Annotated in this window: 18 protein-coding genes; 10 read left to right on the top strand and 8 right to left on the bottom strand. The window is 70.5% G+C overall.

The features are described from left to right. Position 1: 1 nt before the first annotated feature. The 5 genes from ACZ31C_RS30310 to ACZ31C_RS30330 form a co-directional block, all read right to left on the bottom strand. Complete coding sequence (locus ACZ31C_RS30310) at positions 2-799, bottom strand: ABC transporter permease (RefSeq protein ID WP_465798184.1); 798 nt, start codon at positions 797-799, stop codon at positions 2-4. 1 nt (position 800) lies between these two features. Beyond that, positions 801-1595, bottom strand: coding sequence for an ABC transporter permease (locus ACZ31C_RS30315; RefSeq protein ID WP_465798185.1), 795 nt, complete (start codon positions 1593-1595; stop codon positions 801-803). Then, positions 1592-2617, bottom strand: coding sequence for an ABC transporter ATP-binding protein (locus tag ACZ31C_RS30320; RefSeq protein ID WP_465798186.1), 1026 nt, complete (start codon positions 2615-2617; stop codon positions 1592-1594). Before ACZ31C_RS30320 ends, ACZ31C_RS30315 begins: the two co-directional genes overlap by 4 nt. A gap of 19 nt (positions 2618-2636) precedes the next feature. Continuing rightward, a complete protein-coding gene (locus tag ACZ31C_RS30325; protein WP_465798187.1) occupies positions 2637-3989 on the bottom strand; it encodes a glycosyltransferase family 2 protein in 1353 nt (450 codons plus the stop codon). Between the two features lie 119 nt (positions 3990-4108). Further along, positions 4109-4315, bottom strand: coding sequence for a hypothetical protein (locus tag ACZ31C_RS30330; RefSeq protein ID WP_465798188.1), 207 nt, complete (start codon positions 4313-4315; stop codon positions 4109-4111). A gap of 503 nt (positions 4316-4818) precedes the next feature. On the opposite strand from ACZ31C_RS30330, the gene ACZ31C_RS30335 reads away from it, so the two are divergent. Both ACZ31C_RS30335 and ACZ31C_RS30340 read left to right on the top strand, forming a co-directional pair. Then, complete coding sequence (locus ACZ31C_RS30335) at positions 4819-5376, top strand: TetR/AcrR family transcriptional regulator (protein ID WP_465798189.1); 558 nt, start codon at positions 4819-4821, stop codon at positions 5374-5376. Then, on the top strand, positions 5373-6932 hold the full coding sequence (locus tag ACZ31C_RS30340; RefSeq protein ID WP_465798190.1) for an MFS transporter: 1560 nt from the start codon (positions 5373-5375) through the stop codon (positions 6930-6932). Before ACZ31C_RS30335 ends, ACZ31C_RS30340 begins: the two co-directional genes overlap by 4 nt. A gap of 18 nt (positions 6933-6950) precedes the next feature. Here ACZ31C_RS30340 and aztA read toward each other — a convergent pair whose 3' ends face one another. Then, entirely contained in the window at positions 6951-7589 is a 639-nt protein-coding gene (aztA, locus tag ACZ31C_RS30345) for a zinc ABC transporter ATP-binding protein AztA (RefSeq protein ID WP_465798191.1), read from the bottom strand. 50 nt (positions 7590-7639) lie between these two features. Between aztA and aztB the strand changes: the two genes are divergently transcribed. The 4 genes from aztB to aztD all read left to right on the top strand — a co-directional run bounded on the left by aztB (position 7640) and on the right by aztD (position 11869). Then, positions 7640-8518, top strand: coding sequence for a zinc ABC transporter permease AztB (aztB, locus tag ACZ31C_RS30350; RefSeq protein WP_465798248.1), 879 nt, complete (start codon positions 7640-7642; stop codon positions 8516-8518). Further along, a complete protein-coding gene (locus tag ACZ31C_RS30355) occupies positions 8515-9699 on the top strand; it encodes a hypothetical protein (RefSeq protein ID WP_465798192.1) in 1185 nt (394 codons plus the stop codon). Before aztB ends, ACZ31C_RS30355 begins: the two co-directional genes overlap by 4 nt. After that, positions 9696-10610, top strand: a complete 915-nt coding sequence (aztC, locus tag ACZ31C_RS30360) for a zinc ABC transporter substrate-binding protein AztC (protein WP_465798193.1) — start codon at positions 9696-9698, stop codon at positions 10608-10610. Before ACZ31C_RS30355 ends, aztC begins: the two co-directional genes overlap by 4 nt. A gap of 80 nt (positions 10611-10690) precedes the next feature. Then, positions 10691-11869 (top strand): zinc metallochaperone AztD, encoded by a 1179-nt coding sequence (gene aztD, locus ACZ31C_RS30365; RefSeq protein WP_465798194.1) that lies wholly within the window; start codon positions 10691-10693, stop codon positions 11867-11869. 128 nt (positions 11870-11997) lie between these two features. Here aztD and ACZ31C_RS30370 read toward each other — a convergent pair whose 3' ends face one another. Continuing rightward, complete coding sequence (locus ACZ31C_RS30370; protein ID WP_465798195.1) at positions 11998-15381, bottom strand: S8 family serine peptidase; 3384 nt, start codon at positions 15379-15381, stop codon at positions 11998-12000. Between the two features lie 107 nt (positions 15382-15488). Here ACZ31C_RS30370 and ACZ31C_RS30375 point away from each other — a divergent pair, with 107 nt between their 5' ends. The 4 genes from ACZ31C_RS30375 to ACZ31C_RS30390 all read left to right on the top strand — a co-directional run bounded on the left by ACZ31C_RS30375 (position 15489) and on the right by ACZ31C_RS30390 (position 18216). Further along, on the top strand, positions 15489-16502 hold the full coding sequence (locus tag ACZ31C_RS30375) for a DUF1152 domain-containing protein (RefSeq protein ID WP_465798196.1): 1014 nt from the start codon (positions 15489-15491) through the stop codon (positions 16500-16502). Between the two features lie 594 nt (positions 16503-17096). Further along, a complete protein-coding gene (locus tag ACZ31C_RS30380) occupies positions 17097-17414 on the top strand; it encodes a MerR family transcriptional regulator (protein ID WP_465798197.1) in 318 nt (105 codons plus the stop codon). Between the two features lie 28 nt (positions 17415-17442). Beyond that, on the top strand, positions 17443-17811 hold the full coding sequence (locus tag ACZ31C_RS30385) for a VOC family protein (RefSeq protein WP_465798198.1): 369 nt from the start codon (positions 17443-17445) through the stop codon (positions 17809-17811). A 117-nt stretch (positions 17812-17928) separates the two neighbouring features. Next, positions 17929-18216, top strand: a complete 288-nt coding sequence (locus ACZ31C_RS30390; protein WP_449946036.1) for a hypothetical protein — start codon at positions 17929-17931, stop codon at positions 18214-18216. Between the two features lie 62 nt (positions 18217-18278). Here the strand turns inward: ACZ31C_RS30390 and ACZ31C_RS30395 are convergent, their stop codons facing one another. Next, positions 18279-19112, bottom strand: a complete 834-nt coding sequence (locus ACZ31C_RS30395; RefSeq protein WP_465798199.1) for an NAD(P)H-binding protein — start codon at positions 19110-19112, stop codon at positions 18279-18281. Positions 19113-19191 lie beyond the last annotated feature (79 nt).

Consider the following 19191-nt stretch of genomic DNA (forward strand, 5'->3'; position numbering starts at 1 on the left):
CTCAGGTCCCCGCGCTCTCGTAGCGACGAAGCCCGGCCTCGAAGATCCGCCAGGCGGCGAGGGCGCAGGCCAGCGCGACGACCGGGGTCAGCAGGCCGATCGTGGCCGAGACGCCCTTGTCCAGCAGGGCTGCGGCGGGAAAGTAGCCGACGAAGGCGACCGGGACGACGACGAGCAGCGCCCGTACGCCGGTGCCGTAGACGGTCAGCGGGTACCGGGCCAGGTCACCGAGCATGTGCACGCTGACCGCGACGGAGTTCGACGGGCTCAGCAGCCAGAACGTCAACGCGTTGGTGGCCAGGCTGACAGCGATCTTCACCAGCAGTCCGCTGGCCAGCAGCAGCCCCGCCCACAGCACGGTGACCGGCGACCACGCCACGTCCGTCCGTCCGACGGCCGCGACCAGCAGCACCGTGCCGACCACGACGTTGCCGAGGCCGTTGACGCCGACCGCCGCGCCGGTCACCTGGAGGATCACCGGGTAGGGGCGGACCAGCAGGTAGTCCAGGGCACCGAGGTTGACCATGCCGCTGAGGTGCCAGGTGCCCTCGAAGAATAGAGAGCCGATCCCCTCGGCGAGCATCACCATCGCGCAGACGCAGAGGACCTCCCACTGTGTCCAGCCTTCGAGGACGGGCACCTGCCGGAAGATCGTGGCCACGAAGATCAGCCCGGCCAGTTGGCCGAGTACGGCTGCGGCGATGGTGAGCATCGCGTCGGCCCGGTACTCCAGGACGGCCCGCAAGTGGGCCCCGAGCAGCCGTCGGTAGATCCGTACCGCCTCGATCGTTGCGAGCATGTCAGCCTCCGTGCACCACGAGTCGGCGTACGGCGACGCGCCAGAGCAGCCGGGCACCGGTCCAGAGCACCGCGACCCAGAGCACCTGGACGCCGATCAGGTACAGCGACTCGGTGCCCCGGACCTGGCCGAGGAAGATCAGTGCCGGGGTGGAGACGATGCCGGGGAACGGCGACCAGGCACAGATCGTCTGCAACCAGTCGGGATACAGGGCGATCGGCACCAGCGCGCCGGAGAGGATGTTGGTGATCGCGATCCGGGACATGCTCAACCCGTGGAAGTTGCCCGTCCAGAAGCAGGCCAGTCCGACCAGGTAGACCAGTGCGAACTTCAGCGGCACCATGGCGAGCAGGCTGAGCAGGAACAGCCCGGCCTGGGTGGGGTCGGGCAGCGGCATCCCGCCGAACGCCAGCAGCAGCACTGAGCCCATCACCGCGACCACCAGCAGTTCGCCGACGAGATAGCCGATCGTCTCGGCGAACCGGGCCAACTGGTAGTCGATCGGCCGGAGCAGGTCGATGGCGACCGAGCCGTCCAGCACCCGCAGGGCGACCTGCCCGTCGGTGAAGCTGGAGAGCAGGGTGCCGGCCAGGAAGGCGACGAAGAGGTACGCCTTCATCTGTTCCCAGGTCAGACCCGCCATCTCGCCGCCAGGGTCGGCGGCGAACAACGCGCGCCACACCGCGAACAGCGCCACGGTCTGCACCGCGACACCGGCAAGTTGCAGCAGGAACTCGCCCCGGTAGACCAGCACCGTCGACCAGGCCATCCGGGCCAGCGTCCGGTACGCCCTCATGCCGGTCGTCCCACCGTCGGCTGACCGAGTTCGCCCGCGTACGCCCGGCGGACCACGTCCTCGATCGAGGGCTCGTCGATCCGCAGGTCGACCACCGGCACCCGGGCGGCGACCGCGGCCACGATCTCGCCCGCGCCGTAGGTCGCGTGGTCGAAGGCGATCGAGACGTGCCGCGGTGAGGTGCCCGGAGACAGGCGGGTGCCCGGCAGGTCGGGATCGTGGGCGGCGGACCAGTCGGCGTCCAGGGTCAGGTGCAGCGTGCGTTGCCGGGCGACCTGTGCGCGTACGGCGTCGATCGGTCCGTCGAAGATGGCCCGACCACCGTCGATGATCACCAGGCGTTGGCAGACCTGCTCGATGTCACCCATGTCGTGCGTGGTCAGCAGCAGTGTCGTGCCGTTACGGCACTGGGCGCGCAGGAAGTCGCGGACCGCCTGGCGGGCGATGATGTCCAACCCGATCGTGGGTTCGTCGAGGAACACCACCGAGGGCGAGTGCAGCAGGGCGGCGGCGAGGTCGGCCCGCATCCGCTGGCCGAGAGAGAGTCGGCGGGTCACCACCGGCAGCAGCTCCCCCAGGCCGAGCAGGGCATCGAACTCGTCGAGCCGCTCCGCGTACCGTCGTTGCGGGATCCGGTGGATGTCGCGCAGCAGCGCGAGTGAGTCGCGGACCTGGAGATCCCACCAGAGCTGGCTGCGCTGGCCGAAGAGCACACCGATGTTGCGGGCGTTGGCGAACCGGTTGCGGTGCGGCACGATGCCACAGACCTCGACCTGTCCCGAGGTCGGCTGGAGAATGCCGGTGAGCAGCTTGACGGTGGTCGACTTGCCGGCGCCGTTGGGTCCCACGTAGGCAACGGCCTCCCCGGCCGCGACCGTCAGGTCGATGCCGTCCACGGCCGTGTGCGAGCGGTGCCTCGGCCGGACGAGATGGCGCAGCGACCCGGTCAGTCCCGGTTGCTTGTCGGGCGTCCGGAAGGTCTTGGTCAGGCCACGGGCCTCGATCACGGTGCTGGGTGTCATCGGCGTCGTGGGGTCGGCGTCACTCGGTCGGAAGGGCCGGTGGGACGCGCGGACGCAGGCGCAGCACCGTACCCAGTCCCTCGACCTCACCGACGGTGCTGTCGAACGCGGTCCGCAGGACGCGGCTGAGATAGCCGAAGGTCGACATGTCCGGGTCGACCGCGTTGGCGAGCTCGGCTCCGGTGTCGACCAGGTGGACCTCCCCGGCGAGGGCACCGGCCACGTTGACGAACTGGCAGAACTCCTCCCACCTCAGGTAGCGCCAGAAGTCGACGCTGACGACGGCGTCGAGGCTGCCGGGCGCGATCGGCGGGTCCATGCCGATCAGGTGGTGGTTGGTGGCGCTGGCCGGCACGGAGAAGTCGAAGGTCACGGCCCCCTCGGGCAGCGACGTCCGATCACTGCCCGTGCCGACCCAGAGCACCCGCTCGCCCGGCAGGTGCGGGGTGAGAAGCGCGACGGCGGACTCGATGCGGCAGGCGGACCGGGCCAGGCAGTCGGCGATCGCCGCGCGGTAGCCCACCACCCGCTCCGCTGAGTCGTAGACGTCCAACATGCCGAAGAACTCCCACTCCAGGATGAGATACTTCTCGGCGGCGAGGCTGCGGTTGGTCGAGAACTCCTGCCAGTTCCGGTCGACGTTGCGGTGATGGGGCAGGTGGTAGGCGGCAGCCGCTTCGTCGAAGGCGAAGTTGCGGTCGTGCAGGCCGAGGTGTTCGTGCACCCGGTAGAACAGCTCGATGTCCTCCAGCCCCCAGCGCAGGCCGAACCGCTCGTCGAATCCGCCGACCGCGTCGAACAGCGCTCGGGAGACCGAGATGTTGTGGGTGTACGCGAACATCCATCCCGCCTGCAGCCATTCCTCCCCGGACGGGGCCACCCCGGCCGGGAAGCGCAGGTCACCGCCCCCGGCGGCACGTCGGCGCGGCACCGGGATGGTCGGCTCGCCGGCCAGCGCGGCGTTGACGTACGGCAGTCCCAGTTCGTCCCGCCGCCCCAGCAGGACCGCGGGGCGGCCGGCGCCCAGGTGGTGCATCAGGTGCCGTTCCACCAGCTCGGGTGTGGCGTACGAGTCGGAGTCGAGAAAGAGCAGCAGGCCGGCCGAGGCGTGCCGTACCCCCGCGTTACGTGCCGCCGCCCGGCCCTGCCGCTCGGGCAGTTCGACCAGCCGTAGGTTCAGCCCCTTCCCGGCGTCGGCCACGTCGGTGTACTCCCCGCCGTCACCACCGTCGCGCACCACGATCACCTCGAACCGCTCCGATGCCAGGCTCTGCCGACGCAGCGACCGCAGCGTCAGTTCCAGACACTGGGCGTCCTCGTGCGTGGGGATCACCACGCTGATCTCGACACCGGTGTTCATCTCGGAGGCCATTCCTGAATCCCTTCCCGGATCCGCACGTACTGGCAGGGATTGGGGCGCCGACGCCGACGCCGACGCCCCACCCGGGCGCTGGACCACCGCGTCGCGGCTGACCAGCGCCCGCTACCCGATCAGTGGCAGTTGACGCAGCACCAGCTGATCGGTCGGCCGCCGCAGCCGCAGGAACCGCCGCCGCAGGTCTTGCCGTCGCTCGCGCCCTCGGTCAGGACGACGCTGCCGACCGGTGCCACCGCGTACAGGCCGGTCGACTGCTCGTCGCCGTCCGTCCACGAGATGTCGGTGGCGTCCAGGTCGGACAGATCCAATGCTCCACTCATCACAAACTCCCTTCGGGTGAGGTGATCATCGCGACGAGTGTAGGGAGCGCTCCCAAAGTCGCTCTATTCAAGAGAGGTAACAGGACGGTAAACCACCGTTGACGTGTCGCTTTGCCACACAATTCTCGGTGTTCAACCTCAGTTGAACAGGAAAAACACCCCTCGGCATCACTTGAACGCGCCACTATTTAATGATTCTCGTCGATACTAGTCACGTCTTTTCGGTCCATGCGTTCGCATCGACAAACAAACCGACGCCACAGCCGCGAGAGGTCGACGGCGACCGATATCCGAATGACACCCAGACGCCCGACCGCCCCCGCGCAAGCAGGGGACCTCGACGAACAGGCGCCCCTCACCCGCGCGGGCATCGGGCGCGGGGCGCGCGGTGACGCAGGTCATGCCGACCGGCGCCGGGCGTCTAGTACGTTTGTACTTGTACGGACGTACTAGTTCGAGAGGCTGAGCATGACCACCGGACTGCCCGCACGCGGGGAGCGCCCATGACCTCCCGCCGGGATCCCGAGGGGCGTCGGCGCGCGATGCTCGAAGTCGCCGCGCAGGAGATGATCGACAACGGCTGGGAGGCCCTGACCCACCGCCGGGTGGCCGAGCTGGCCCAGGTGCCGCTGGGCGCCACCACCTACTACTTCGACTCGCTGGACGACCTGCGCACGAGCGCCCTGGAGATCGTCGTCGCCCAGGCCGACGAGGAGATCCGGCAGGTCGCGCAGGCCGTCCACGCCTGCGCGGGAAGCCCCGAAGGTCTTGCCGCGTTGTTCATGGACTACCTGAGCGACCGCGCACGGCTACAGGCCGAGAACCTGCTCTACTACGCCGGCGTCCAGCAGCCCGAGTTGCGTCCGTACGCGCAGCGCTGGATCCGGGGCACGACCGAGATCCTCTCGGCGTACGCCACCCCCGAGGCCGCCCAGGCCACCGCCCTCTACCTGGACGGCGTCATCCTCTACACCCTGCTGCACGATCGGCCCGTCGACGAGCGGGCCCTGCGCATGGCCATCGCCGCCCTGATGGGCACGTCCCTCCCGGAGGACCAGTGAGCACGACGCACACCTCCGACGCACCCGGGGCCACCGCCGGGCACCTGTCCGCCCGGCGCCGGTGGGCCGCCCTGGCCGTGCTCTCCACCAGCCTGCTGGTGGTGGTCATGGACATGACCATCCTGAACGTCGCCCTGCCCGACATGGCCGCGGCACTGTCGCCGACCGCCGCCCAGCAGCTCTGGATCGTCGACATCTACTCGCTGGTCCTGGCCGGGCTCCTGGTCAGCATGAGCACCCTGGGCGACCGGTGGGGTCGCCGCAGGTTGCTCCTGGCCGGATTCTCGGTCTTCGGTGGCGCGTCCCTGCTGGTCCTGGTGGCCGAGTCGGCCCCGATGGTGATCGCGGTTCGCGCCCTGCTGGGCGTGGGTGGGGCGATGATCATGCCGGCGACCCTGTCGATGATCCGGAGCCTCTTCACCGATCCGGCCGAACGCGCCAAGGCGCTCGGCATCTGGGCGGCGGTCGCCTCCCTGGGTGCGGCCGTGGGGCCGATCGTGGGTGGATTGCTCCTGGAGCACTTCGCCTGGCAGGCGGCGTTCCTGCTGAACGTGCCCTGGATGGTCGCGGCGATCGTCGCGGCGGTGCTGCTGCTGCCGGAGGCCCGCAACCCCAACCCGGGCCGCTGGGACGCGCTGGCCACCGTGCTGTCGATCGCGGGCATGACCGCCCTGGTGTGGAGCATCAAGCGCATCGCCAAGGAGGGGCCGACCGATCTACTGGCGCTGGCGGCCCTGACGGCGGGGCTCGCCCTGCTGGTGTGGTTCGTGCTGCGGTGCCTGCGCAGCGACTCGCCGCTGCTGCGGGTACGCCTGTTCGGCGTCCCCTCGTTCACGGCCGGCACGCTGGCAGCGCTGTTCACCATGCTGGCCATGGGGTCGGCGCTGCTGCTCTCCGCCCAGTGGCTCCAACTCGTGCGGGGCATGTCGCCGTTGCAGGCGGGTGGCGCGTTGCTGCCGCTGGCCATCGCCGCGACGGTGGTCTCGCCGCTGGCACCGGCGCTGGCCCAGCGCATCGGCGCCCGTACCGTCCTGGTGGGTGGCCTGGCGCTTGCGGGTCTGGGTTTCGCGGTCCTGGCGGTGGCCCCCGAGCCGCTCGGCTACACCCCAGTCGGGATCTTCCTGGCCCTGCTCGGGGCCGGGATGGGCTCGCTGGCCATCGCCTCGGCGATCATCATGTCCGGGACACCGGCCGAGCACGCGGGCAGCGCCGCCGCCATTGAGGAGACCTCCTACGAACTGGGCGCGGTGCTGGGCGTGGCCGTGCTGGGCAGCACGGCGGCGGCGTTGTACCGCGCCGAACTCCCCGCCTCCGATCTGGCCGCTGCGGGGCTGAGCCCCGAGCAGGTGGGGGTGGCCCAGGAGTCGCTCGGTGGCGCCCTGCACGTGCTGGACGGCCTGGGTCCGGCCGGGGCTGCGGCTGCCGCCCAGGCCCAGAACGCCTTCACCCACGGACTGATGCTGGTCGGCGGCATCGGCGCCGCGATCATGCTGGTGTCGGTGGTCGTGGTGTTCGCCCTGACTCCGAAGGGACTGGACGTGACCAAGGGCCACTGAGGGGCCGGGTAGGGGCCGTCACCGGGCGATGGCGGTGCTGGTCATGGTGCCGTCGAGGTGGAACGTGCGGTCGGCGAGCGCCGTCTCGGCGGGGTCGTGGCTGGCGACGACCACGGCCGCGCCGGTGGCGACGCGCTCGGCGAGCAGCTCGTGGACCCGCTGTCGGCTGTGCGTGTCGAGGGCGGCGGTGGGCTCGTCGAGGAGATAGACGTCGGCGTCCTGGACGAGCGCCTGGGCGATGAGCGTGCGTTGTCGCTGACCGCCGGAGAGTTCGCGCAGCCGTTGGCGGGCCAGGTGGGCGATGTCCAGTCGCTGCATGATCTGCGAGATCGCCGCACGGTCGTCGCGGCTGAGGCGGCGACGCAGCGTGAACCGCCCGATCTGGACGCATTCGGCGACGGTCAGCGGAGTGGCGTCGATGTCGCTGGTGCGCTGCGGCAACAGGGCGAGGCGGGTGCCGGGCCGACGGTGGACGCGCCCCTCGGCCGGCTGCGCGACGCCGGCCAGCAGGTGCAGCAGCGTGCTCTTGCCGGAACCGTTGGCGCCGGTCAGCGCGATCACGGCTCCGGATGCGACGCCCAGGTCGACATGGCGCAGGACGGGAACGTCGGCGTATCGAAAGCCGACGTTCTCGGCGGTCAGGACGTCGGAACCCATAGCAACCCCTTAACGGCAACGATTTTCGTTTCAGTATAGTCGGCCGGGTGATGTCGTCCCTGGTCGAACCGTTCACGGTGTCCTTCGTCGTCCGCGCGCTCGTCGGCGGCGTGCTGCTGGCCGGCGCGTGCGCGCTGGTCGGCGTCTGGGTGATCGCTCGTGGGATGACCTTCCTCGGCGAGGCGATGAGCCACGGCATGTTGCCCGGCGTGGCGATCGCGTCGATCCTCGGCGGCAACCTCGTCGTCGGCGCCGCCGCCAGCGCCTTCGCGATGGCGGCCGGGGTCAACGCACTCCGACACAGCCGCGAGTTCGGACGCGACACCACCATCGGGCTGCTGTTCGTCGGGATGCTCTCGGTCGGCGTCATCATCGTGTCGCACTCGCGGTCGTTCGCCACCGACCTGATGGCGTTCCTGTTCGGCGACGTGCTGGCGATCCGCTGGTCGGACCTGGTGATGCTGGGCGTCGCGGTCACGGTGGTCGCCACGGTGACCGCCGCGTGCTACCGGCCGTTCCTCGCGCTGACCTTCGACCCGCGCAAGGCCCGGACCCTCGGGCTGCGCCCCGACCTGGCCAATGCGGCGATGCTCGCGCTGCTCACCATCACGATGGCGGTCGCCTTCAGCGTCGTCGGCACACTGCTCGCCTTCGGCATGCTGATCGCACCGTCGGCAGCGGCCATGCTCGTCGCGCGGCGGCTGCCGGCGCTGATGCTGACCAGCTTCCTGATCGGCTCCGCCGCCACCGTGGTCGGCCTCTGGATCTCCTGGTACGCCGCGACCGCTGCCGGTGCCACGATCGCGGCCGTCACCGTACTGATCTTCTTCACGATTCTCGGCGCGCGGTGGGTCACCACCGGGGTGCGGCGTCTCCGGTCCCCGGTGCCCGCATCCGTCGCCGCCCCCACGCTGGAAGGACGTCCGTGACACGAACCGACAGGCTGCTGGCCTGTGTCGTCGCCCTGAGCCTCACGCTCACCGTGGCCGCCTGTGGATCAGGTGATCCACCGACGAGCGAGGAGACACCGCACGGCTACGTCGCCGGCGCCGAGGAGATGGCCGAGGCCCAGTCGGCCATCGCGTACGCGACCCGTGGCGTCGGACGGCTGCACCTGCTCGACCTGATCACCGAGTCGGAGCACGGGATCGACCTCCCGTTCGGTGCCGAGCGGATCACCGAGGACGGCCGATTCGTCTACGTCGACGACGGTGACCGGCGGGTCGAAATCGTCGACACCGGGGTCTGGACGGTCGACCACACCGACCACGTCCACTACTACCGTTCGCCGGCACGGCCGGTCGGTTCGCTGACGCTCGACGCGCCGATCACGACGGTCGCCGGCGTCGAGGCGCACACCACCATCGGCACCGCCGACGGCACGGTCACCGTGCTTGACCGGCGTGCGCTCGAAGCAGGCCAGGTCACCCGGCTCGCCGCGATCCCCTCCGGCAGTGCCACGGCGCTCGCCGTGCCGTACGCGGAGCACCTTCTCGTCGCCGTCGGAGACGATCCGGGTCGGCCGGCGGACCGGATCGTCGCCATGGACGAGCGGGGCGAGCCGACCGGCGGACTCGACGTCGCCTGCGTCGACCCGCGCGGGTGGGCGGTGTTACGCGGCGGCGCGGTCATCGCCTGTGCGGACGGTCTCGTCCGGGTGAAGCTCGACGGTGACCGGCTCACCGCCACCACGCTGGCCAGCCCCCGTGCGCCGGTCGCCACCGACGCGTTCGGATACCGACCGCGCAGCAACGAGGCGGCAGTCGCGGACCACGACGGGATCTGGTCGGTGAACGCGGCCAAGGCCACCCTACGCTACCTGCCGGTGGACGATCGTCGGCTCGTGGCGGCGGCCTCGCCGGCCGACGGGAGCACGGTGCTGGCCCTGGACGACACCGGCAGGCTGGTCAGCTACGACCTGGAGACCGGGAAGGTCCTGGCACAGTCGACCGTACCGGCGACGAACCTGACGCTCGACGTCGACCGCGCCTACCTCACCGAGCCGGCGGCCCGGGTCATCCACGAGATCGACTATCGCGACGGGCTGCGTACCGCCCGGAAGCTGCGGGTCACCGAACGACCGGATCTCGTGGTGGAGGTCGGCCGATGAAGGCACCCAGACTCCTGACGGCGCTCGCCACGGCGGCCGTCCTGCTGGCCGGCGGCATCGCCTGCACCGGACCGCAGCCGACGCGCATCGTGGTCACCACCAACATCCTCGGCGACGTGGTCCGCGAGATCGTCGGCGACCAGGCTCGGGTCAGCGTGCTCATGAAGCCGAACGCCGACCCGCACTCGTTCGCCGTCTCCGCCCGGGAGGCGCACGCCATGCAGACGGCCGACCTGCTCGTCTACAACGGCCTCGGGCTCGAGGAGGGCGTGCTGCACCATGTGGAGGCGGCGAGATCCGAGGGGGTGCCCACGGTGGAGGTGGGTGCCCGGGTCGAGCCGATGGACTATCGGGACGGCGACGCCGCCGGGCTTGCGGATCCGCACTTCTGGACCGACCCCGTCCGCGTCGTCACCGCCGTGCGGATGTTGACCGAGGAGATCGTCACGCACGTCGACGGCGTGGACGCCGACGCCCTCCGGCGGCGCGCCGAGTCGTACGCGAAGCAGGTCGGGGAGTTGGACGCGACGGTGGCGGCGCGTTTCGCCGGGGTGCCGGAGCAACGCCGCGTCCTGGTCACCAACCACCACGTCTTCGGCTACCTCGCCGCGCGCTACGACCTCACGGTCGTTGGCGCGATCATTCCGAGCGGGACGACCCTGGCCTCGCCGAGCGCCTCCGACCTCGCCTCGCTGGTCACCGCCATCGAGACCCACCGGGTACCGGCCATCTTCGCCGACACCGCGCAACCCGCACGCCTCGCCGAGGTCCTCGCCAGCGAGGCCGGCATCTCCGTACGCGTCGTGGGGCTGTACTCGGAGTCGCTCAGCGACGCCGACGGTGACGCGCCGACCTATCTGGACATGATGCGTTTCAACGTCGACGCGATCGTCGGTGGCCTGAGCGGCTGACCCCCCCGGCGCGACCCGTCCGGGCCCCCTCTGTATCGTAATTGAAAATGGTTGTCAGTTTCAGAAGGAGAGTAATCGTCGTGACTCGACGCAGTAGCCGTGGTGTGGCCGTGCTGATGGCCGCATCGCTGGCCCTCGCCGCATGCGCCACCGAGACCACGGATGAGAGCGGATCACCCGCACCGTCGCCCAACGGATCGGTGCCGGATCCGGTGGCGATCACCTACGACGGCGGCATCTACGTGCTCGACGGTGAGACCCTGCGGGTGGCGCACACCGTCGCCCTCGACGGGTTCAACCGGGTCAACCCGGCCGGCAACGCCACCGGTGTCTTCGTCTCGACCGAGGCCGGCTTCCAGGTGCTCGACGCCGCCACCGGCACGATGACCGACATCACCTACCCCGGCGCCAAGCCCGGCCACGTCGTCCTGCACGGTGACCGCACCATCCTGTTCACCGACGGCACCGGCGAGGTGCACAGCTTCGTCTCGGCGGACCTCGCCGACGGCAAGCCCGCCGGGCGGCAGTACAAGACCGCACAGCCGCACCACGGCGTGGCGGTCGAACTGCGCGACGGCACCCTCGTGGTCACCCTGGGCACCGAGGAGTCCCGGCCCGGCGCGATCGCGCTCGACAAGGACGGCAAGGAGATCGCCCGCAGCGAGGAGTGCCCCGGCGTACACGGCGAGGCCGTCGCCCAGGGCGAGGTCGTCGCGTTCGGCTGCAAGGACGGCGTCCTGCTGTTCAAGAACGGCGCGTTCGTCAAGGTTCCCAGCGACCGGGCGTACGGTGCCGTCGGCACCCAGGCCGGCAGCGACGACTCGCCCGTCCTGCTCGGCGACTACAAGATCGATCCGGACGCCGAGCGGGAGTTCCCGCAGCAGTTCGCGCTCATCGACACCGCCGCGAACGCCCTGAAGGTGGTGCCGATGCCCGAGGGCGTCAGCTACAGCTTCCGCTCCCTGGCCCGGGGCCCGAAGGGCGAGGGCCTGATCCTCGGCACCGACGGCAAGCTGCACGTGGTCGACCCGGCCACCGGCACCTTCGCCGCCTCGTGGCCCGTGGTGGCCGCGTGGCAGGAGCCGATGAACTGGCAGGAGCCCCGTCCCGCCCTGTTCGTGCGCGGCGACACCGCCTACGTCACCGAGCCCGTGAGCAGGAAGGTGCACCGGCTCGACCTGACCACCGGCACGATCGTCGGCTCGGTGGAACTCCCGTCGGCCCCGAACGAGATCAGCGGGACGCTGTCCGCCCACTGACCGCACCGCAGTGGTCCCGAAACAGCAGCACTGTGCCGCCCGGTCGGATCGACCGGGCGGCACGGGGCGCTCTCGACTGCCGCGCCGGGCCGGTGAGGCCCGGCACCGCAGCCGAGGTCAGCCCGGCATCACCCGTTACGCAGCCGGTACGCCCGGATGATCGTCTGGTCGAGGCTGTTGCCCGCCCGGTCGGTCACCGAGGCACGCAGCGACACGAACCCGCCGGAGCGGGGGTGCTGGACCGTCGCGGTCCACTTCGTGCCGGTCGACCGGACCGTGGCCGGCTGCCAGGTCTTTCCGTCGTCGTAGGAGACCTGCACGGTGACCGTCTTCGGCGTCACCGCGGCCCCCTCGTTGCCGAGCACACGCAGCGGGATGTCGAGGCGCCCACCGGCCGGCGCAGCGGCGTCGCGGTCCAGCTTCGGATCGAACCGCACCACCATGACCGGCAGGCGTTCCCAGTCGTCCCCGGCCGGCCGGGCGGACCGGAACTGCCAGGTCAGAGCGACCTCGGTGGACAACTCGGTGAAGCTGCGCCGGGAGGAGGTCTCCAGTCGGTACGACGCCGCTTCCGGCGGCACCTCGAAGAAGCCGAAACCGGCGTCGAGCGCCCCGGTGTACTCGTCGACCAGTTCGTCGCCCCGGTACAGCGCGGTGCGACCGGTGTCCCCGTTGGAGACGCCACCGTGCCCGGCCGCGTCGCCGTGCAGCGGGATGTCGATTCGCATGAAGTCCTCGAACCGGCTCGCGCTGCTGTACGGGGTGTCGTTGCGCAGCAGGGTCGGCCCGATCGGCGCGGCGTTCCACACGTCCCGGTAGCTGCGGCCGGCCCGGTATCGCTCCGACTCGCCGTAGAGGATCTTCCGGAACTCCTCGTCGAGCTCTCCGTCGCCGCTCTGCGCGACACTGACCGCACCCGACCAGGCAGTGTCCGTGGTGCTGTGGTACTCGGTCCAGGCGTCCCCGACCAGCACCGACGCGCTCGCGGTCCAGCCGTACACCCCGTCGAACTCCGCCGACATGCTCCGCTCGACCACGTCGCCCAGGCGTTCGCCGCGCAGTTCGTGCCGTACGGTGGCCAACTCCGCGCGCCGCACGTCCTTGCGGTAGCCGGTGGGCAACCGGCCGGGGAATCCCTCACCCAGGTGATAGATGTACGGGCTACCGGCGAAACCGCCGTCGCCGTCCGGCCTGGCCCACTGGTGTGCGACGAAACCGCTGATGTGGTCGTGGGTCGCCCGGTCACCGAGTTGGGCCGTGTAGAGGCCGTCGAACCCGCCGGCCCACACGTCGATCTTCGCCGGTGAGTTCTCGTACATGTCGACCAACACCCCGGCCTGCACCAGCACCGGGCGGGCGGTGCGCTCCGGCACCGTCGCCGTGATCCGCTTGCCCTTCCTGGCGTCCAGCGTGACCGTCAGGTCCCGGTCCAGGTCGATCTCCGGTCGGCTCAGCACGGTGCTGCGCTCCCGCTCGCCGAACTCCTCGACAAGGCCGGTCACGGCGTAGCGGCCGGTGGGGATCCGGATGGTGGTGGGTCCGCCGGACGTGCCGTCGAGCGACTCGTACGCCGGACCGTCGATCCCGTTTACCAGCGTCCAGTACGTGTCGGCCGCCGTCCCCGTCGAGTCGAGGTGTCGGACGGTCAGGTCGTAGCTCTCCACCTCGCGGTGCACCCCGACCGGGACGACGGTGCGGCGTTGACCGGCGGCCGCGACCAGGTGCCCGCTGTAGTAGCCGTCCACCCCGTCGACGCTGGTGTCCACCGTGGCGGCCACCTCGGCGGTGCCCCCGGCCGGCACGGTGACCTGCGGCGCGGCGGTGCGGAACATGCCGGCGGGGGCGGCCTTGCCGTCGGGCCCGATGATCTGCCAGGTCAGGTCGAGGGTGAGCGGCTCGCTTCCGTCGTTACGAAGGGTGACCGTCCGGGTGATCGGGTCGTCGTCGTGGTGCGGCCACTGGGTGCGGCCGTACGACACGCTCGGCGGATCGGCGGTCACCGCCTGCCCGACGGCCCGCGCCACGTCGACCAGGCCCGCCCCCTGCTGGTACGCGGTGTCCCCCGGCCGTGGGTTGGCCGAGCCCATCAGGGCGGACTTGAGGCGCGTCGCGTCCCAGTCGGGGTGCTGCTGCGCGAGCAGTGCCGCCGCGCCCGCCACGTGTGGCGCGGCCATCGAGGTGCCGGACTCGGCGACATAGTGCTCGCCGACCGGTACGCCCATCACGCCCTCGGCAGCCCGGGCGGCGACGATGCCGACGCCCGGAGCGGTGATGTCCGGCTTCACGGCGTCGTCACCGACCCGCGCGCCCCGGCTGGAGAAGTCCGCGAGACTTCCGTCCCGGTCGACCGCCCCGACGGTGAGCGCGGCGTCCGCGCTGCCCGGCGAGCCGACCGTACGGTCGCCCGGCCCGTCGTTGCCGGCGGAGACCACGAAGAGGGCACCGGTCTGGGCGGTGAGCGTGTTCACCGCCTCCTCCATCGGGTCGATCTCCGGCCCGTCCCACCCGCCGAGGCTCATGTTGATGACGGTGGCCTGCTTGTCCACGGCCGCCCAGTGCATCCCCGCGAGGATCGCCGAGTCCTCGCACCAGTCGTCGCAGACCTTGGCGGAGACCAGGTCGGCGCCCGGGGCCACACCCCGGTACGTGCCGCCGGAGGCGGTACCCCGGCCGGCGATGGTCGAGGCCACGTGCGTGCCGTGCCCGTACCGGTCGACCGGATCGGTGTCCGGCACGAAGGTGACCGCCTCGCTCACCGCGTCGGCCAGGTCGGGGTGGGTCAGGTCGACGCCGCTGTCGAGGACTGCCACGGTCACTCCGGCTCCGGTGAAGCCCGCCTCGTACGCGGCGGGTGCCCCGATCTGCCGTACGCCCCGGTCCACCGCCGGGCGGCGCTTCCCGTCGAGCCAGATCCGTTCGACGCCGGGAATGCTGTCGGCCGCCTCCGGTCCGGCCCCGGTCAGCTTCGTCCAGACGTCGGCCAGGTCGACCTTGTCCGCGCTGACCGCGACGCCCTCGATCGCTGGCAGCGCCCGGTCCACCCGGACCTCGCCACCGGGCACCGGCGAGCCGCCGCGCCGGGCGGCCACCCCGTCCGGGTACGCCATGATCATCGGCAGCCGGTCACGGGCCGCGTCGTGGTAGCCGTACTCGATCAGCTTGCTGACGTTGAACAGACGGCGGTCCAGCACGCCGGAGGCGATCAGCGGCACCGCGTCCACGGGTACGACGTGCAGCTCGCCGCCGATCTCGTGGGAGCGGAACCGCATGTCCGCGCGACCCTTCGCCGGACGGATCGTCACCCGACCGCCCCGGTCGACGGTGATCCGGTCCCCCGTGATCAGCGTGACCGTGGCCGGCTGGTGGTCGGCCCTGGCGGGCGTCCCGCCACTGCGGCCGGGTCCGCCGCCACCGGGCGTACCGCCGCCCGGCGCAGACCAGCCGGGTTGCCCCAGCCCCAGCACGAGAGCGGTCGCCAGCCCGGCCGCACCGATCCGTTTGAGTCCCCTCATCAGACCTCCACATCAGACGATCAAGACGTAGAAGCATCATCCGGACCACTCATCAGATTCCTGTTAGGACGGTCGGTTTGCGGGCGCGGGCGGTATGGTCCGGCGGCATGGCCGATCATGGAACGGTGATGGATCCTGCCGCGTCGTCGGCCACTCCCGGTGGGTTCTCGTTGGCGGTTCCGCCGTTGTTCGCCGCGCTGGCTCCCGCGCGGAACATCCTCATCGCCGGGGCCGGCGGAGGCTTCGACCTGTACGCCGGCCTGCCCCTGGCGCTCGCTCTGTCCAGTGGTGGTACTCAGGTGCACCTGGCGAGCCTGTCCTTCTCCGAACTCGAACTGATCGACCGCACCGCATGGCTGACGGAACACGTCGCGGCCGTGCATCCGGACACCGGCAGCCCGGACTGGTACTTCCCGGAACGCACTCTCGCCCAGTGGTTGGCGACGCAGGACCTCCCGTCGACCGTGTACGCCTTTCCACCGTTGGGCGTCCAGCCGCTACGGGCGGCGTACCGGCATCTGGTCGAGCACCTTGGTGTCGACGCGGTCGTCCTGGTCGACGGCGGCACCGATGTGCTGCTGCGCGGCGACGAGAGCGACCTCGGCACCCCCGTGGAGGACATCACCAGCCTGGCCGCCGTCACCGCCCTGGACGTGCCGATCAAGCTGGTCACCAGCCTGGGCTTCGGCATCGACGCGCACGACGGCGTCAACCACGTCGAGGTCCTGGAGAATCTCGCCGCACTCGACCGTGAGGGCGGCTACCTGGGCGCACTGTCGATACCCAACTCCAGCCGTGAGGCGACCCTGTACCGCGACGCGGTGGCCCACGCCCAGCACGCCACCCCGGACCGGCCCAGCATCGTTCAGGGGCAGATCGCGGCAGCCACCCGTGGCGCGTTCGGAGACGTTCGATTCACCCGACGCACCAGCGAAGGGAACCTGTTCGTCAATCCGCTGATGGCGATCTACTTCACCGTCGACCTCGACGCGCTCGCCGCACGGTGCCTGTACCTGGACCGCATCGAGAACACCATCGGCCGGCGACAGGTGATCACACGCATCCAGACGTTCCGCGACGAGCTCCTCCACCACCGCGTTCCCCGCGCCTTCCCGCACTGACCGCCGTCCGCCGACCTCGAACGGTCACCGAGAAAATCTATGCTCGAAGTACTAGACATTCACATTGGGCCAGACTAGTGTTCCTGGTGTTGAGAGATGAGGTCCGAGAAAGACGCAGACGACCAAGACCGAGCATCACGCAGGGCCCGGACGTTCGCGGCTCGCTCGGCACAGCGGTGCAAGGACCTGCAACCGCAGCAGCAACCTGACGAGATTCCAGGTCAGGGCAAGACGGGCGGGGCACTCCCCAGCCCGGTAGGACAGCTCGCCGCACGTGTGCGGGGCCATGAAGTCGCGTGGGCTCCGGCACCGACGGGCAGCACGGCTCATGTGTAAGCAGAGGAAAGGGAGGGCTGAACACCGTTGGATCGCCCGCTGCCAGGACAGATGCAACTCTGGCGCGGACACCGCAGTTTCCATCGAACGAGAGGTGGTCTCCGGTCACGCTTATGCGATCCTCGCACCCCACGCCGCCGACGGCGTCAGGTGCGGACACGACAACCCGACGAACCAGTCGGTAGATGGTGTTTCCAACCCGTAACCCCGGGCCCCGGCGCTTGTGTGCCGGGGCCCTCGTCATGGAGAGATTCGTTTATGGCCCAACCCGATGACATGTTCGGTGACGATGACTACCCCGCCTACACGATGGGCCGCGCTGCGGAGATCACCGGCGCGTCACAGGACTTCCTGCGCAGGCTCGACGAAGCGAAGCTGATCGCCCCGTCCCGGTCGGCCGGCGGGCACCGTCGATACTCCCGCTACCAGTTGCGACTGGCCGCCCGAGCCCGGGAGATGGTCGACCAGGGCACTCCACTGGAGGCCGCCTGCCGGATCATCATCCTTGAGGACCAGCTCAAGGAGGCTCGCCGGCAGAACGAGGAGTACCGGCGCCGATCGGAAGCCGACACCTGAGTCGTACCCCCTGTGAAGAATGGTGGGCATGGCTCAGCAGACCACGCACCGACACCATGCTCTCGACTACGTCGAGCTCACCGTCACCGACCTGGCCGACGCCAAGCGCTTCTACGCCGACGCGTTCGGGTGGCGGTTCACCGACTACGGGACGGCCTACGCCGGCATCCAGGGTTCGAGGCCCGGGTCCGAGGTGGGCGGTCTACGCCTGGACCAGCAGGTGCGGACCGGCGGCCCCCTGGTGTTGCTCTACTCGACCGACCTGGACCAGAGCGTCGAGGCCGTCCGGAAGGCCGGCGGTGAGGTGATCGAGGGGCCGTACGCGTTCCCGGGCGGTCGTCGCTTCCACTTCACCGACCCGAGTGGAAACGAGCTGGGCGTCTGGGCCGAGGCGTAGTGCCACGCAAACGGTGACGAGAGGTCGGCGTCGGACCGGTCGGTCCTCTCGCCGTCGGCGCCACCGGCACGAGCGTCGGGGCGCAATCGGCACCGGCCCCGGATACCCTTGCCGCATATGGCTACTTATCGCAGCGCCTCAGTGCTCCTTTCCGCCGACGGCACCAGGACCCCCGGCACCGCCGCACTTTTCGCCGAGCCGGCCCGCAAGGGTGGGGTCCCGCCGTGGGCGGGTGACTTCCGGCCGGCCAACAGCGCCGGCAACGGCCCCAAGAACGCGGTCGGGAAGACCTTCACGTTGGAGCTGCCCGACGGCAGCACCGGCACGGTCGTGGTCCAGAGCCTCAAGCGCGGCAAGGGGGGCGTCGTCCTGGCGCTGATGGGCGAGGACGCACCCCCCTTCTGATCACGGCGACGGATCGCCGCCGCCTGCTGACGGCACCGGTGACAGCGGGCGGCGGCACTGCGTCACGACCAGGCGCCGGCCGCCGCGGCCTGCTGGGCGTAGGTGTCGAAGTCGATCGGTTCGCGTCCGAGCAGCCGCCGCACCGTGTCGGTCGGCTCGGCGAGGTATCCGGCCCGCATGCCGGCGAACATGAGGTTGAGCGCCGCCGCGTCCGCCTCCGACCAGCCCTCGGCGAGCACCTCGGACCGGTACTCCTCCGGCGTCAACTCCACGTACTGGATCGATCGGCCGGACGCCTCGGCGATCGTCGCCACCGCCTCGGCGAAGGTGAGTGCCCGTCGGCCGGACAGCTCGTACACCTGCCCGTGATGGCCCTCCTCGGTCAGCAGGATCGCCGCCACGTCGGCGATGTCCTGGGCGTCGATGAAGGGTTCCGGTGTGGCGTCCATCGGCAGGGCGAGGCGACCGTCGACAAGCGGTTGGCGCCACAGGTCCTCGTCGAAGTTCTGGTGGAAGTTGTTCGGGCGGATGATCGTCCACTCCACGCCGGAGTCGCGCACCGCCTGTTCCGCGCCGAGCATGCTCGGCGAGAAGTCGCGGTCGATCTTGTCGATCCCGCGTCCGGAGAGCGCCACGAATCGGCCGACGCCCGACTTCACCGCCGACGCCACGAAGGCGTCGGCGGCTGCCGGGTCCGCCGGGGCAGTCAGGTAGACAGCCGAGGCTCCCGCCACCGCCGGCTCCCAGGTGGCCGGCTCCGTCCAGTCGAAACGCACCTCGCCCGAACGGGAAGCCGCCCGTACCCGCTCGCCCGACGCCCGCAGCGCGTGCACCAGCCGACGTCCGGTCTTCCCGGTCCCCCCGATGACGAGGATCTCGTTCGCTTCTTTCGTCATGACCACGAGTCAACCCGCCCGGCCGCCGGCAGGACATGGCTCGTCGTACGCCCGGCATGCGCGATCGTCCGCACCCCTA

Source organism: Micromonospora sp. NPDC023869, assembly GCF_055559695.1.

Coding starts and splice junctions, on each gene's coding strand:
- ACZ31C_RS30310 (WP_465798184.1), bottom strand. CDS start 799: ATGCTCGCAACGATCGAGGCGGTACGGATCTACCGACGGCTGCTCGGG.
- ACZ31C_RS30315 (WP_465798185.1), bottom strand. CDS start 1,595: ATGAGGGCGTACCGGACGCTGGCCCGGATGGCCTGGTCGACGGTGCTG.
- ACZ31C_RS30320 (WP_465798186.1), bottom strand. CDS start 2,617: ATGACACCCAGCACCGTGATCGAGGCCCGTGGCCTGACCAAGACCTTC.
- ACZ31C_RS30325 (WP_465798187.1), bottom strand. CDS start 3,989: ATGGCCTCCGAGATGAACACCGGTGTCGAGATCAGCGTGGTGATCCCC.
- ACZ31C_RS30330 (WP_465798188.1), bottom strand. CDS start 4,315: ATGAGTGGAGCATTGGATCTGTCCGACCTGGACGCCACCGACATCTCG.
- ACZ31C_RS30335 (WP_465798189.1), top strand. CDS start 4,819: ATGACCTCCCGCCGGGATCCCGAGGGGCGTCGGCGCGCGATGCTCGAA.
- aztA (WP_465798191.1), bottom strand. CDS start 7,589: ATGGGTTCCGACGTCCTGACCGCCGAGAACGTCGGCTTTCGATACGCC.
- aztB (WP_465798248.1), top strand. CDS start 7,640: ATGTCGTCCCTGGTCGAACCGTTCACGGTGTCCTTCGTCGTCCGCGCG.
- aztC (WP_465798193.1), top strand. CDS start 9,696: ATGAAGGCACCCAGACTCCTGACGGCGCTCGCCACGGCGGCCGTCCTG.
- ACZ31C_RS30370 (WP_465798195.1), bottom strand. CDS start 15,381: ATGAGGGGACTCAAACGGATCGGTGCGGCCGGGCTGGCGACCGCTCTC.
- ACZ31C_RS30375 (WP_465798196.1), top strand. CDS start 15,489: ATGGCCGATCATGGAACGGTGATGGATCCTGCCGCGTCGTCGGCCACT.
- ACZ31C_RS30380 (WP_465798197.1), top strand. CDS start 17,097: ATGGCCCAACCCGATGACATGTTCGGTGACGATGACTACCCCGCCTAC.
- ACZ31C_RS30385 (WP_465798198.1), top strand. CDS start 17,443: ATGGCTCAGCAGACCACGCACCGACACCATGCTCTCGACTACGTCGAG.
- ACZ31C_RS30390 (WP_449946036.1), top strand. CDS start 17,929: ATGGCTACTTATCGCAGCGCCTCAGTGCTCCTTTCCGCCGACGGCACC.
- ACZ31C_RS30395 (WP_465798199.1), bottom strand. CDS start 19,112: ATGACGAAAGAAGCGAACGAGATCCTCGTCATCGGGGGGACCGGGAAG.